Below are 14,307 nucleotides of genomic sequence, written 5' to 3' on the forward strand. Positions count from 1 at the left end.
ACGGGCCTGCTCACTCAGTAGGGAAAGAAACGGCGTGTACGGCCTGCACGAAGTCGCGAACGGCCCGGGGGTCCTTCCGGCCCGGGGCGGATTCGACGCCCGAGCTCACGTCCACCGCGTCGGGCCGCAGGATGCGCACGGCGCCGGCCACGTTCTCCGGCCGCAGCCCGCCCGCGGCGATCAGCCGCATCTCCGCCGGCACCTCGCCGCGCCGCGCGGCGACCTGCTCCCAGGGAAAGCGCGCGCCGGTGCCGCCGTGCGACGCGGGATCGTACCCGTCCACCAGCAGCGCGTCCACCGACCCGGCGTAGCGGCGCACGGCGGCGGAAAAGTCGTCCGCGTCGCGCGCGCGAACCGCCTTCCACACCTCCCACCCCGCCGCGCGCATCCGCGCCGCCAGCTCGGGAGACTCATCTCCATGCAGCTGAAGGACGTCCACGCCGGCCGCCTCCGCGGCGGAACGCAGCGCGTCCTCGTCCGCGTCCACGAAGACGCCCACCCGCCGTACCGGGAAGCCGTGCAAGATAATGCGCGCCGCGTCCGGCGTCACGCTCCGGCGGAATCCCGGTGCCAGGATCACTCCCAGGTACCCTGCCCCCGCCTCCGCCGCCACCGCCGCGTCCTCGTGCCGCATCAGCCCGCAGACCTTGACCTCCGTCATCCGCCCCGCGCCCCCGGCAGGCGCGGCCGGCCCACCAGGGCGGACGCCGCCGCGCGCAGGTCCGCCTGCCGCATCAGCGACTCGCCGACCAGGATGGCGTCGATCCCCGCCGCGCCCAGCCGGTCCACGTCCTCCGCCGCGCGAATGCCGCTCTCGCCCACGTACGTGACATCGGAAGGAACGCGCGGCGCCAGGCGGACGCACAGCTCCAGGTCGGTCACGAAGGTGTCCAGGTCGCGGTTGTTCACCCCGACCAGCGTGGCGCCGGCGTCGAGCGCGCGGTCCAGCTCCTCCGCCGTGTGCGCCTCCACCAGCGCGTCCATCCCCAGCTCCCACGCCAGCGCCTGCAGCTCCACGAGCATCGCCTGGTCGAGGATGCGGGCGATGAGGAGCACCGCGTCGGCGCCGGACGCGCGCGCCTCCCACACCTGCACCGGGTGGATGAGAAAGTCCTTGCGGATGACCGGCACCGGCACCGCCGATCTGACGGCGCGGAGGAAGGCCAGGTCACCGCCGAAGTAGTCGCGGTCGGTGAGCACCGAGAGCGCCGCGGCGCCCCCGTCCACGTACGCGCGCGCCACCTCCACCGGATCCGCCCCCGGGCGAATGTCGCCCGCGCTGGGCGAGCGGCGCTTGACCTCGGCCAGCAGGCGCACCTCGCCGGGACGGCGCAGGGAGGCCGCAAACCCGCGCGGCGCACTGGCTTGGCGTGCAATGTCGCGGTATTCGGAAAGCCGCGGAACGGCTTCTCGCACCTCGTCCCGCTTGGTGCGGACGATGCGGTCCAGGATGCTGTCGCTCAATGTTTGATTTTATTCCTTGCGCTTCGGTTTGCCTTCGGGTATATTCTTCGGCACCTGTTCGGAAGAAGGCAATTCCCCCACGCGGAGAAGCGGATGGCGCTCACCAAGAAGCAGCGGCAGATCCTCGACTACGTCGAGAGCTTCGTGGAGACGAACGGCTACTCGCCGAGCTACGAGGAGATCGCGGACCACTTCGGCTACAACTCGCTGGCCACGGTCCACGAGCACCTTACCAATCTGGAGCAAAAGGGCTTTCTCCGGAAGAACTACAACAAGAGCCGCTCGCTCGAGGTGGTGCGCGCGGACCTGCACGCCCCGGCGCTGGAGCTGCCGCTGATGGGCGCCGTGGCCGCCGGCCTGCCGATCGAAGCCATCGCCGAGCAGGAGACCATCACGGTCCCGCACGACATGGTGCGGCGCGGCAACAACTACGTCCTGCGGGTGCGCGGCGACTCCATGATCGACGAGCAGATCCGCGACGGCGACTACATCATCGTCAACTCGCGCCAGACGGCGGAGAACGGCGAGATGGTGGTGGCGCTGGTGAACGGCGACTCGGCCACGGTCAAGAAGTTCTACCGCGAGCCCGCCGGCCGCGTGCGCCTGCAGCCGGCGAACCCCACCATGCAGCCCATGTACTATGCCGGCGACGCCGTGCAGATCCAGGGCATCGTGGTGGGCGTGATCCGCAAGTACTGACCTGACGGTGGGGCGCCACGGTTCTGCGCAGAACCGCGGGGCAGCCCGCCGCAACCGCACCCTCGCCGGCCTGGGAAGGCTGCGCCGGGTGCGGCTGAGACCCGCTTTCCGCCCGGGCGCCGGGCGGCACCTCAAGGGAACTACGATGAAGAGCGAAGCGTCGGTGCCGTTCGTGGTGGGCAAGCTGGGCAAGAACGACAAGCGCATGGTGGTGCTGGAGGACAAGACGCCTCCGCCGATCCAGGGGCCGTTCGAGCTGCGGGCCGTTTTTTCGAAGTAGAGGGGACAGGGAACAGGGAATAGGGAATAGGGAATAGCGGGACAGGGGATTCGCCCGTGGGGTTTCTCCGAACAGGTGATGCAAGCGATGCCTCCGCGTCTGGTGACGTGGAGGCATTCGTGTATCCGGGGGCGATCTTCGTACCCCGCGCGGCACACACCCGTCGGCGAAGGCCGACATCGCGTGGTCCCAGCCGCGAATTCATTCGCCCTGGCAGGGTGGGCGGCCTCGGCAGATCCTGCTGCGACGGGCTCTGGTCTGCGTCCGCGGCGCCCCCGCCGCTCGCGTAGGCTCGCACCACCCCCAAAACTGCTGGGGGAGGTTGGGTGGCGGAGGGTTTCAGGCTCGGCGAACGACAACACGCCGCACGGCACACACCCGTCGGCGAAGGCCGACATCGCGTTGGCCCAGCCGCGAATTCATTCGCCCGGGCGGGATGGGCGACCTCGGCAGATCGTGCTGCGACGGGCTCTGGTCTGCGTCCGCGGCGCCCCCTCCGCTCGCTTAGGCTCGCACCTCCCCCAAAACTGCTGGGGGAGGTTGGGTGGCGGAGGGTTTCAGGCTCGGCGAACCACAACACGCCGCGCGGCGCACACCCGCCGGCGAAGGCCGACGTCGCGTGGTCCCAGCCGCGAATTCATTCGCCCGGGCGGGTGGGCGGCCTCGGCAGATCGTGCTGCGACGGCTCTGGTCTGCGTCCGCGGCGCCCCCTCCGCTCGCTTAGGCTCGCACCTCCCCCAAAACTGCTGGGGGAGGTTGGGTGGCGGAGGGTTTCAGGCTCGGCGAACGACAACATGCCGCGCGGCGCACACCCGCCGGCGAAGGCCGACATCGCGTTGGCCAGCCGCGAATTCATTCGCTTGGGCGGGTGAGGCGCCGTCATGTCCACGCGCGCATCATTGCACCATGGACTCCCCCGCCCTACCCCGTCTGGCTGGCTTCGCGAAGGGCCTTCAGCTTGTCGTAGCCGGCGCCGGCATCCAGCGCGGCTTGGGCCTTCTTGACGCCGTCGGCCAGCGTCTTCGCCTGGCCGGACACCCAGATGGCGGCGCCGGCGTTCAGCACGGTGGCGGCGCGGGCGGAGCCGCCCACCTCGCCCTTGAGCACGCCGACGACCTTGCGCGCGTTGTCGTCGCGCTCGCCGCCTTCCATCCCCGCCGCCTCGAAGCGCTCCCACCCCAGCTCCTCGGCGGGATCGAAGGTGCGGCGGGTGATCTTGCCGTCCGCAACCTCCAGCAGCTCGGTGGTGCCCAGCGGGCTCAGCTCGTCGATCCCCGGCTCGCCGTGGACGACCAGGGCGCGGTCGTGCCCCAGCTCCAGCAGCGCGCCCGCGATCAGCTCCAGCAGCGCGGGATCGTTCACGCCCACCACCTGGCGCCGCGCGCCGGCGGGGTTGGTGACGGGGCCCAGCACGTTCATCAGCGTGGGCATGGCCAGCTCGCGGCGGATGGGGCCGATGTGGCGCATGGCCGGATGGTGCAGCGGCGCGAACATGAAGACGATGCCGCACTCCTCCAGCACCCGCGCCTCGCGCTCGGGGTTCAGCTCCAGCCGCACGCCCAGCGCCTCAAGCACGTCGGCGCTGCCGCACTTGCTGGTAAAGCTGCGGTTGCCGTGCTTGGCCACCCGCACCCCCGCCCCCGCCGCCAGCAGCGCCGCCGCCGTGCTGATGTTGAACGTCGTCAGCGCGCCGCCGCCCGTGCCGCAGGTGTCCACCAGCCCCTCGGGGTCCGCGGGGACGGGCACCATGGCGCGGCGCAGGGCGCGCACGCCGCCGGCCACCTCCTGCGAGGTGGCGCCGCGGACGCGGATGGCGACCAGCAGCGTGGCCATCTGCACCGGCGTGGCGCGCCCCTCCATCACCTCGCTGAAGGCGCGCTCGGCTTCTTCGGCGGTCAGGGGGCGCACGGTGGCGCGGCGCAGCAGCTCGGTCAGGTCGGCGTCGAGCGAGGCCGTGGGGGTAGGGTCGGTCATCGAACGAGAAGGGGTTAGGACGGGCGCGGGTCGAACAACCGCTCCGAGAGCCCGGCGTGGTCCGCCAGCAGCGCCACGCACAGCGACACCAGGCGCAGCTGCTCCACCTCGGCGTCGTCCACCGTGCCCGCGCGAAAGTTGGTAAGGTTCAGCACGCCCAGCAGCCGGCCGCGCGACACCAGCGGCAGCGAGACGAAGGCGTCGGAGGTGTACCAGTCGTCGCCCACCAGGGCGCCGCCGGTCTCGTCCTGCGGGTCGCGGACCACCAGCGGCATGCGGGTGCGGGCCACCTCGCCCGCGATCCCCCGCCCCATGGAGACGCGCACGCCGCCCGCGTCCAGCGCCGGCGGCAGCCCCACGGCGGCGCCCAGCCGCAGCTCGCGCTCGGGCGAGGCGTCGTCCACCAGCAGCAGCGAGCAGCGCCCGCCGCCAAACGCCTCGGCCACGGTGCGGACGATCTCCACCGCCAGCTCGGTGGCCTCCATCCCCGCGGCGTTGCGGTCCAGCAGCTTGCGGAGAAGAAAAAGGACGCGCGTCTGCCGCTGGTGGCGGGCGTTGCGGCGGTCCAGCTCCACGTGCGCGTCCATCAGCAGCTCCGTGGCGCCGCCCGCCGCCCGCTCCAGCGCCTCCAGCCGGCCGCGGCTGCGCTCCATCTCGCCGCGCGCCTCGGCCAGGGCGCGCTCGCTTTCGCGCAGCCGCTCGATGAACGCGTCCGCGACGCCCACGGGCTGCCCCGCGCCCAGCGCCGGGCCCGCGGCGGCCAGGGCCATGGCGCGCGCCAGCGCCATCTCGAGCACGTCGCCCGCGGCGGCCACCGGGCCCTCGTCCTTGCGGCCCAGGGAAAAGCGGCGCGGCTCCGCCACCAGCAGCGCGCCCAGCAGCGCGCCGTCGTGGGCGATGGCGCGCACGCGGATGGAGTTGCGCTCGGGGTCGATCCCCGGCAGCAGGTCGCGCAGCACCCACACCGCCACCGACTCGGCGGGGCGCAGGGGCCGGTCGCCGCCGGCGTCGTCCATCAGCAGCGAGTGCAGGCGCTGCGGCTCCACCTCCACGGCCGCCTCGTCCACGCGATTTCCCTCGCCCAGCGTCCAGCGCCGGGCGAACACGCCGCGCGCGGCATCGTACGATGCATACGCCACCCGGCGCTCGCCGCGGGGACCGGCCAGCACGGGAAGAAGCCTGCGGAGGACGGTATCGAAATCGACCGCGTCGTGCAGCCGAACGGGGAAGAACATGGCCCGTCTCGGTTGTGCGGAAAGAGGACCGCTCTGGATGGGGTGCGGGGTGATTCCAATGCTACCGGAGCAGGGGGCGGAAGTCAATCGGTGAAGGGGTGAAGGGGTGCGGGACGGGGGTGGGGGGATTCGGGGCGGGATGCAACCGTTCGCGGGGCGCGCGACACAGAGGAGGACTGTAGGCCGTCCCACTCCCTTACTCTGGTGACCCAATGTCTTTCCCGGCGATCGCGCGCGTGATCTGCTGCATGTTCCTGGCGACCCTGCCTCTTGCCGATGCGGGGGCGCAGCCGGCGGCACTGGCGGCGGCATCCACGTCGTCCCCGCCGCGGACCGACGCGGAGCTGGCGTCGGAGGTGGGGCGCATCGCCCAAGCGTACGAGGCGCTGGGCAGGTTCTCGGGGAGCGTGCTGGTGGCGCGCGGCGGGCGCGAGGTGTTCGCTCAGGGCTACGGGCCGGCCGACCGCGCGGGGGGAGTCACGGCGACGCCGGATACGCGCTTCGACATCGGCTCGCTGAGCAAGCAGTTCACCGCCGCCGCCATCCTGCGGCTGGAAAGCGAGGGACGGCTTTCGGTGCACGACCCCGTGTCACGCTGGCTGCCGGAGTATCCCCGCCCCGCCGGCGACCAGATCACGCTGCATCACCTGCTCACCCACACCGCCGGGCTTCCCAGCCTGTGGCGGCGCGGCAAGCTCGAGCAGGTGGCCGAAGACTGCTCGCCGCGCACGATCGACGAGCTGATCGCGTTTTCGAAGGACCTGCCGCTGGACTTTGCGCCGGGAACGGAGCACCGCTACAGCAACTCGGGATACATGCTGCTGGCAGCCGTCGTCCAGCGCGTCGCGGGGATGCCGTTCGACGACTACCTGCGCACGGCCCTCTTCACTCCGGCGGGGCTGCGGGCCACCGGGCGCGTGCTGCCGGGTGAGCAGACGGCCGCCGTCGCGGTGGGATACACCGGGTACGAGCCGGACGTACAGCCGCGCGGCTGCGTCCACCCCAGCTGGCACACGGGCGAGGGCGGGCTGCACTCCACCACGCGCGACCTGCTGCGGTGGGACCAGGCACTCGCCGCCGGCCGCGTCCTGCCGCCGGCGCAGCTCACGAAGTTCTATGCGCCGCACGTGCAGACGGGGCGGGCCGGGCGCGCCTACGCGTACGGCTGGGGGCGATTCGAGGTGCACGGCCGCCCCGTCATCCACCACAACGGCGGCACCACGGGCTTCATCGCCGAGTTCATGCGCTTTCCCGACGACGACCTGCTGGTGGTGGTGCTCACCAACTACCTCCCCGATCTGGCGGTGAACGTGCCGATCGACATCGTCCGGGCAGCGAGCGCGGCGGCGCTGGGGCGGCCGTACGAGGTGCCGCCGCTCCCCGTCCCCATTGCGGCGGCCGAGCTGGCGCGCTTCGCCGGCGTGTACCAGGCCGCCCCGGGGTACCTGCTGCGGGTGGATACGGCCGGGGGACGGCTGATCGCGGAGGCGCAGGGCGAGCACTCGTGGTCCATCTCCACCGTCGCGGCACAGCGGGCGCTGAACCCGGCGTCCGACACGCTGGCCGCGGGAATGCGGATCATCCGCGCGTTCGTGGACGGCGACGTGCCCACGCTGCGCGCCGCGCTGGCGCCCGCGCGACGGGCGGAGGTGTCGGACGAATCCCTTCTCTTTCTCCGCACGCTGATGGAGACGGATCGCGCGTTCGGGCCGGTGCGGGCCGTCTCGCCGCTGCGAATCATTCCCGATGCCACGGGGTCGTTCGTCGACGCGCGCGTCACCTTTGCGCACGGCGAGTGGTTTCTTCGCGCGGAGCTGGATCCCGAAAACCGGCTCAGCGGCTGGTACTACGGCCGCACACTTCCCTCGCGCGTGGAGCTGGTGAGCCTGGGCGGCGGCGAGTTCCTGGTCGACGGATTCCGCTGGGACGAGCCGGACCGCCGCGTCCGGTTCACCCTGCGCGACGGCCGCGCCGCGGAGATGGTGATCGACGATCCGGATGGCGTCATCGTCGCGCCGCGGCGGGAGCAGTAGGTGAAGGGGTGAAGGGGTGAACGGATCGGCGGCTTCGTCGATGAGCGGATGAACCCGCTGCCGGGAAAGCGACAAGCCCCGTCCTTCACGCTGACACGCGTAAAGGACGGGGCTTCCACTGCGTGGGATGATCCGCCTCGCCGGTGCACCCCTTCCCGTGGGCTCTGCGGAAGGGGGTGCACCAGATCAGGCCCGGACAGGGCTCAGCAGTACGGGGCGGAGGTGCTGGTGGTGATGTAGCGGCTCTGGGTGGCCGTCACGCCGTTGGCGTCGGTCACGGTCACCTGCAGCGTAAAGCCGACGGAGCTGATGGTGTAGCCGGTCCACTCGTACAGGTACGACGATCCCGAGGCCGACGACGCCGACCACGAGTAGCTGTACGGCCAGGTTCCGCCCGAAACGGCCGCGCGCCACGTGCACGTGTCGTAGCGCCGCACCTGTCCGGGGCCGTCCGCCAGGCTGATGCTGATCCCCGGCTTGACGTACACGTTCTTGGAGCCGGTCACGCCGCCCGAGGTGGCCTGCACGACGGCGCTGCCCACCGCCAGCCCCGTCACGTTGCCGCTGGACGAGAGGGAGACCAGCGAGGGCGTGCTGGTGCCCCATGTGGCCGTGCTGCCGCCCACCAGGTTGTTGTTCTGGTCGTACGCGTAGTGAATGCACTGCGCGGTCTGCCCCACCGAGATGGTGTCGGGGCAGGTCACGCTGACGGTGGTGATGGTGAGCATCGGCGAGACGTCGCCTACGCTCAGGAGCTTTCCGGTGTCTCCGCAGCCGGCGAGGGCGACGGCCGCAACGGTTCCGAGCAACGTGCAAAGCTTCTTCATGGGTTCTCCATCGGGGGGAGGGGAAAGAATGCGCGAGGGCTGATACAGTGCGCGTCATCCATCCTAATCTCCCCGGCAATGAATATCAAGCATGGTCGCAAAAGGAATGTTTGCAGAGAGTTTTCGGAACCCTTCCGGCGATCTCGATCGATCCTGGACCTCATAAACCGCACTCTCCGTACTTTCGCGCGCGCATGCTCCCGCGTAGCTTCCCGCCCCCATGGCGACCTCTGACCGGCACCGCATTCGCTTCATCATCCACTACGACGGGCGTGGGTTTCACGGCTGGCAGGTGCAGCCGGACCAGCGCACCGTGCAGGGGGAGCTTGAGCGCGTCCTGGCCAAGCTCACCAACGGCCCCGCCACCATCGTGGGCTCCGGGCGCACGGACCGGGGCGTGCACGCGCTTGGCCAGGTGGCCGCGGCCGACGTGCCGCTGCGCTGGACGCCCCAGGCCCTGCGGCGCGCCATGAACGCGCTGCTCCCCGAAGACGTGTGGATCGCCGACGCGGAGTTCGCCACGCCGTACTTTCACCCGCGCTACGACGCCACGTCACGCTCGTACGTGTACCGCATCGGGCTGGCGAGCGAGGCCGATTCGCCCTTTCGCGCGCCCTGGTGCTGGCCGCTGGTGCGCCCGGTGGACCTGCTGGCCATGGAGCGCGCCACGGCGATGATCGTGGGCGAACACTCGTTCAAGGCGTTCGCCAAGGCGGGCCAGGAGGAGCGCGGCGACCGCTGCACGGTGCTCGAGGCGCGGTGGGCGCCGTGGGAGGGGATCGGACTGGAGTTCCACGTGACCGCCAACCGCTTTCTGCACCACATGGTGCGCTACTTGGTGGGCACCGTGGTCGACGTAGGCCTGGGCCAGCGCCCGCCCGAGGTGATGGAGTCGCTGCTCACGGAGGGCACGGAGGAGGAAACGTCCCCTCCCGCCCCGGCGGAAGGTCTGTTCCTCACCGCCGTGTCGTATCCCGCGGACGCCGGGACCAAGCCGCCGCGCCGGCGCGGGCCGCAGCTGGTGCCGTAAGGGCGTCACGACCTCGGCCCAGGGCCACCTGGCGCGCTTTCAGCGCGCCGCGATGATTCGGGTCAGTGCCCTGGCGGCCACCTGTCATCCTGAGGGAGCGCACACGCAAGCGCCTCCGACGCGCGCCGCAATCTGGCGCGCGACCGAAGGATCTTTACGTCGAAGCGCCCCGGACCGTCGGACGGATGGCCCCGCGCGAGGAGCCCGCGCTCGACAGGCCGCACCGTTGCCGAGAAAGATTCTTCGGTCGGCGCCACGGTTCGGGGCGAGGGGAAGGCGCAGCGCGGCGCCTTCCTCAGAATGACACGGTGGTCCGCGGGGTTCCGCTCCGCCGCTGGTTGGGACGCCGGCGGGTGCGCCGTTCAGCCCGCCGTACGGGATGGAACCCGTCCGCGAAGGCGGACATTGCGTTTTCCCAGGCGCGAATTCATTCGCCGGCAGGGCGACGGCGACGGCTTCAGCGGCCGTTGGCGGCCACCTGTCATCCTGAGGGAGCGCACACGCAAGCGCCTCCGACGCGCACCGCAATCTGGCGCGCGACCGAAGGATCTTTACGTCGAAGCGCCCCGGACCGTCAGACGGATGGCCCCGCGCGAGGAGCCCGCGCTCGACAGGCCGCACCGTTGCCGAGAAAGATTCTTCGGTCGGCGCGCCAGCCATGGAGCGAGGGAAGGCGCAGCGCGGCGCCTTCCTCAGAATGACACGGTGGTCCGCGGGGTTCCGCTCCGCGCTGGTTGGGACGCCGGCGGGAGCGCCGTTCAGTCCGCCGTCCGGGATGGAACCCGTCCGCGAAGGCGGACATTGCGTTTTCCCAGGCGCGAATTCATTCGCCGGCCGCCGATGTCGGAGACGACGTTGCCGGGCGAGTCGCGTAATCTCCAGAGACACAACCATGTCCATCGACCGATATTCCAACCCGCTGACGGAGCGGTACGCCTCGGCGGAGATGTCGTACATCTTTTCGCCCAGGTTCAAGTTCGGCACGTGGCGCAGGCTGTGGCTGGCGCTGGCGGAGGCCGAGCAGGAGCTGGGGCTGCCCATCTCCGACGAGGCGATCGCGGCCATCCGCGCGCACCTGGACGACTTCGACCTGAAGCGCGCGGCGGAGCTGGAGCGGGAGCTGCGCCACGACGTGATGGCGCACGTCCACCACCTGGGCGAGCAGGCGCCCGAGGCGCGCGCCATCATCCACCTGGGCGCCACCAGCGCGTACGTGGGCGACAACACCGACCTCATCCAGCACCGCGAAGCGCTCAAGCTGGCCGCCCACAAGATCGTGGCCGTCGTCGCACAGTTGTCGGAGTTCGCGCGCACGCACCGCGACCTGCCCACGCTGGGCTTTACGCACTTCCAGCCCGCGCAGCCCACGACGGTGGGCAAGCGCGCCACGCTGTGGATCCAGGACCTGCTGCTGGACCTGGAAGAGATCGAGTTCCGCATCCAGTCGCTGCGCTTTCACGGCTCGCGCGGGACGACCGGGACGCAGGCCAGCTTCATGGACCTGTTCCAGGGCGACGGCGAAAAGACGGAGCGGCTGACGCGGCTGATCGCCCGGAAGATGGGCTTCGAGCAGGTGTACGGCGTGGGCGGGCAGACGTATCCGCGCAAGGTGGATTACGGATGCCTGTCGACGCTGAGCGGCGTGGCGCAGTCGGCCAGCAAGTTCGCCAACGACGTGCGTCTGCTCTCGCACCTCAAGGAGGTGGAGGAGCCGTTCGAGGAGAAGCAGATCGGCTCCAGCGCCATGGCGTACAAGCGCAACCCCATGCGGTCGGAGCGGATCAACGCGCTGGCGCGCCACGCCATCACGCTGACCATCGACCCCGCGTTCACGGCCGCGTCGCAGTGGTTCGAGCGCACGCTGGACGACAGCGCCAACAAGCGCATCGCCATCCCCGAGGCGTACCTCACGGTGGATGCGGTGCTTTTGCTGATGCACAACGTGGCGTCGGGGATGGTGGTGTATCCCGAGATGATCCGTCGCCGGCTGATGGAGGAGCTGCCCTTCATGGCCACGGAGAACCTGATGATGCGCGCGGCCCGCAAGGGCGGCGACCGGCAGGACCTGCACGAGCGCGTGCGCGTGCACAGCATCGAGGCCGGCCGCCAAGTAAAGCAGCACGGCCTGCCCAACGACCTGATGGACCGCATCGCCGCGGACGAGGCGTTCGGCGTGACACGCGCGGAGCTGGAAGAGGACCTGCGCCCTGAGCTGTACGTGGGCCGCGCCCCCGCGCAGGTGGACGAGTTCCTGGCGGAATGGGTCGCGCCCGTGCTCGCGCGCTACCCGGATGCCATCGGCGGGGCCGCGCCGGAATTGAAGGTGTAGGGCGCTCGAAACCTCTCGTCCCGCGCCGCCGGCACCACGCGTCGCCGGCACCACGGGTTGAAACCCGCGGCTAGAAAGGCCATAAGCCCCGTCCTGGTTCGTTCCTCACCAGACGGGGCTTCAACCGCTCGTGCGCCACGGAATTCCGCGCCCGGATCATCGCACCGGCGCGCGACGACGCCCCGAACCCGTCCGCGCAGGCGGACATCGCGTTTCCCCAGCCGCGAATTCATTCGCCCGGCGGGTGCGGCGCCACGAATCCGCCGGCGCACCGGGATGATCTGCATCCCAACACACCATCCCGCGCCGCCGGCTCCATGCGTCGCCGGCACCACGGGTTGAAACCCGCGTCTAAAAAGGCCATAAGCCCCGTCCTGGTTCGTTCCTCACCAGACGGAGCTTCAACCGCTCGTGCGCCACGGAATTCCGCGCGCGGATCATCGCACCGGCGCGCGACGACGCCCCGAACCCGTCCGCGCAGGCGGACATCGCGTTTCCCCAGCCGCGAATTCATTCGCCCCGGCGACGGGCCCGGCGGGCCCGTCCGGCGGACTCCATCGCCCCGCCGTCGCCCCGGAACCCGCCGGCGCGCCCCATGGCCCGCCGCACGCACGGAACCTCCCCCGCCCCGCGCCGGTACGCCGCCACGCGCACGGAACCTGCCTGCGCCGTGCAGCCGCCTGTCCGCGAAGGCGGACTTTGTGTGTTTGTTGCAGCGAATTCATTCGCCCTTGCCGCGGAAGGCACGCTGCCCGATCGGAAGCACGATCGGGCATCATCCCCCCCGGCACGCGGCGAATCCCGATCCGAATCCGAAATCCAGCGCCGGAACCCACCGACATGCCCGATCCATCCAACACCGACGCGATCCCCGACGCGAACACGCCGTACGCGCGGCTCCTGGCGGAGCTGCGCGAGCTGGCGGTCCTTACCTCCATCAACGCCACGCTGGGGTGGGACCAGGAGGTGATGATGCCGCCCGCCGCCGCCGAGCTGCGCGGCGAGCAGGCGGCCATGCTCTCCACGCTGATGCACGAGCGCCGCACCTCGCCGCGCATGGGCGACCTGATCGCGCAGTGCGAGGCGGACGCGGAGACGATGGCCGACCCGGACGCCGCGGCCAACCTGCGCAACCTGCGCCGCGACTACGACCGCGTGACCAGGCTGCCCACGGAGCTGGTGCGCGAGATGGCGGAGGTGAGCACGCTTTCCATGCACCGCTGGCGCGAAGCGCGCGAGAAGGGCGACTTCGCGGCGTTCGCGCCGTGGCTGGAGCGGCTGGTGGGCCTCAACCGCACCACGGCGGAGGCGCTGGGCGTGCCCGAAGGCGGCGAGCTGTACGACGCGCTGCTCGAGAACTTCGAGCCCGGCATGCGCGCGGCGGAGCTGGACCGCGTCTTCGGCGAGCTGCGGGCCGGGCTGGTGCCGCTGATCCGCGAGCTGCGCGAGAGCGGAAGCCCGCCGGACGCGGCGTGGATGAACATCCCGCTGGCGATGGACGCGCAGGTGGCGTTCAACCGCGGCGTGGTGGAGCGGATGGGCTTCGACTTCAACGGCGGGCGGCTGGACGTATCCACCCACCCCTTCTGCGAGAGCGCCGGCCCGGGCGACACGCGGCTCACCACGCGCTACGACGCCACGCAGCTGCTGAGCGCGCTGCACGGGACCATGCACGAGACGGGGCACGGCCTGTACGAGCAGGGGCTGCCCAAGGCCCAGCGCTTTGGCCAGCCGCTGGCGGAGGCGGCCAGCATGGGCATCCACGAAAGCCAGTCGCGGATGTGGGAGAACCTGGTGGGGCGCGGCCGGCCCTTCTGGGAGTGGGCGCTTCCCGAGCTGCAGCGACAGGTATCCGACCCCGCCGTGGCGCGGCTGGACGTGGACACCGTCTACCGCGGGCTGAACCGGGTGGAGCCCAACCTGATCCGCATCGAGAGCGACGAGGCCACGTACAACCTGCACATCATGCTGCGCTACGACCTGGAGCGCGCCATGCTCAAGGGCGACCTGGCCGTGGCGGACCTCCCCGGCGCGTGGAACGAGCGCGTGCGCGCGGACCTGGGGCTGGAGGTGCCGGGCCACAAGGAGGGCGTGCTGCAGGACATCCACTGGTCCATGGGCGCCATCGGATACTTTCCCACGTACACGCTGGGCAACCTGTACGCGGCGCAGCTGTGGGACGCGCTGAGCGGCGACCTGGCGGACCTGGACGACCAGCTTCGCCGGGGCGAGTTCGGCGGGCTGCTGGCGTGGCTGCGCACCAACGTGCACGCCCACGGCCGCCGCTACACCGCCCCCGAGCTCTGCGAGCGCGCCACCGGCCGCCCGCTGACGCACGAGCCGCTGCTGCGCTACCTGCAAGGCAAGCTGCGCCCGATCTACGGCCTGTAGGCACGCTCGGTGGATGAACGACGACGCGCCCCGCCGGCACTCTGC

11 protein-coding genes are annotated in these 14,307 nt (G+C 71.0%); 6 read left to right on the forward strand and 5 right to left on the reverse strand.

Annotated elements, in window-relative coordinates:
• Positions 1-10: 10 nt before the first annotated feature.
• Positions 11-661 carry a phosphoribosylanthranilate isomerase gene (locus tag VGC13_RS02370; RefSeq protein ID WP_331123591.1) on the reverse strand — a complete coding sequence of 217 codons (651 nt, stop codon included), beginning with the start codon at positions 659-661 and terminating at the stop codon, positions 11-13.
• Complete coding sequence (gene trpC / locus VGC13_RS02375; protein ID WP_331123592.1) at positions 658-1,464, reverse strand: indole-3-glycerol phosphate synthase TrpC; 807 nt, start codon at positions 1,462-1,464, stop codon at positions 658-660. The genes VGC13_RS02370 and trpC overlap by 4 nt, the downstream gene beginning before the upstream one ends.
• A 93-nt stretch (positions 1,465-1,557) precedes the next feature.
• Between trpC and lexA the strand changes: the two genes are divergently transcribed.
• Positions 1,558-2,163, forward strand: coding sequence for a transcriptional repressor LexA (gene lexA / locus VGC13_RS02380; RefSeq protein WP_331123593.1), 606 nt, complete (start codon positions 1,558-1,560; stop codon positions 2,161-2,163).
• 145 nt (positions 2,164-2,308) lie between these two features.
• Positions 2,309-2,443, forward strand: coding sequence for a hypothetical protein (locus tag VGC13_RS02385; protein ID WP_331123594.1), 135 nt, complete (start codon positions 2,309-2,311; stop codon positions 2,441-2,443).
• A 921-nt stretch (positions 2,444-3,364) separates the two neighbouring features.
• On the opposite strand, the gene trpD is transcribed toward VGC13_RS02385, so the two are convergent.
• Positions 3,365-4,417: an anthranilate phosphoribosyltransferase gene (gene trpD / locus VGC13_RS02390; protein ID WP_331123595.1), complete on the reverse strand. Its 1,053-nt coding sequence runs from the start codon at positions 4,415-4,417 to the stop codon at positions 3,365-3,367.
• Between the two features lie 14 nt (positions 4,418-4,431).
• A complete protein-coding gene (locus VGC13_RS02395) occupies positions 4,432-5,652 on the reverse strand; it encodes a GAF domain-containing protein (protein ID WP_331123596.1) in 1,221 nt (406 codons plus the stop codon).
• Positions 5,653-5,864: 212 nt separating this feature from the next.
• On the opposite strand from VGC13_RS02395, the gene VGC13_RS02400 reads away from it, so the two are divergent.
• Complete coding sequence (locus VGC13_RS02400; protein WP_331123597.1) at positions 5,865-7,685, forward strand: serine hydrolase domain-containing protein; 1,821 nt, start codon at positions 5,865-5,867, stop codon at positions 7,683-7,685.
• A 203-nt stretch (positions 7,686-7,888) separates the two neighbouring features.
• Here the strand turns inward: VGC13_RS02400 and VGC13_RS02405 are convergent, their stop codons facing one another.
• A complete protein-coding gene (locus tag VGC13_RS02405; RefSeq protein WP_331123598.1) occupies positions 7,889-8,512 on the reverse strand; it encodes a hypothetical protein in 624 nt (207 codons plus the stop codon).
• Positions 8,513-8,732: 220 nt separating this feature from the next.
• Here VGC13_RS02405 and truA point away from each other — a divergent pair, with 220 nt between their 5' ends.
• From truA to VGC13_RS02420, 3 genes are all read left to right on the forward strand, one after another.
• Complete coding sequence (gene truA / locus VGC13_RS02410) at positions 8,733-9,542, forward strand: tRNA pseudouridine(38-40) synthase TruA (RefSeq protein WP_331123599.1); 810 nt, start codon at positions 8,733-8,735, stop codon at positions 9,540-9,542.
• Positions 9,543-10,434: 892 nt separating this feature from the next.
• Positions 10,435-11,871 carry an adenylosuccinate lyase gene (gene purB, locus VGC13_RS02415; RefSeq protein ID WP_331123600.1) on the forward strand — a complete coding sequence of 479 codons (1,437 nt, stop codon included), beginning with the start codon at positions 10,435-10,437 and terminating at the stop codon, positions 11,869-11,871.
• An 840-nt stretch (positions 11,872-12,711) separates the two neighbouring features.
• On the forward strand, positions 12,712-14,262 hold the full coding sequence (locus VGC13_RS02420) for a carboxypeptidase M32 (RefSeq protein ID WP_331123601.1): 1,551 nt from the start codon (positions 12,712-12,714) through the stop codon (positions 14,260-14,262).
• The last annotated feature ends 45 nt before the right edge of the window (positions 14,263-14,307 follow it).

This window comes from Longimicrobium sp., assembly GCF_036399255.1.
Taxonomy (GTDB): Bacteria; Gemmatimonadota; Gemmatimonadetes; order Longimicrobiales; family Longimicrobiaceae; genus Longimicrobium.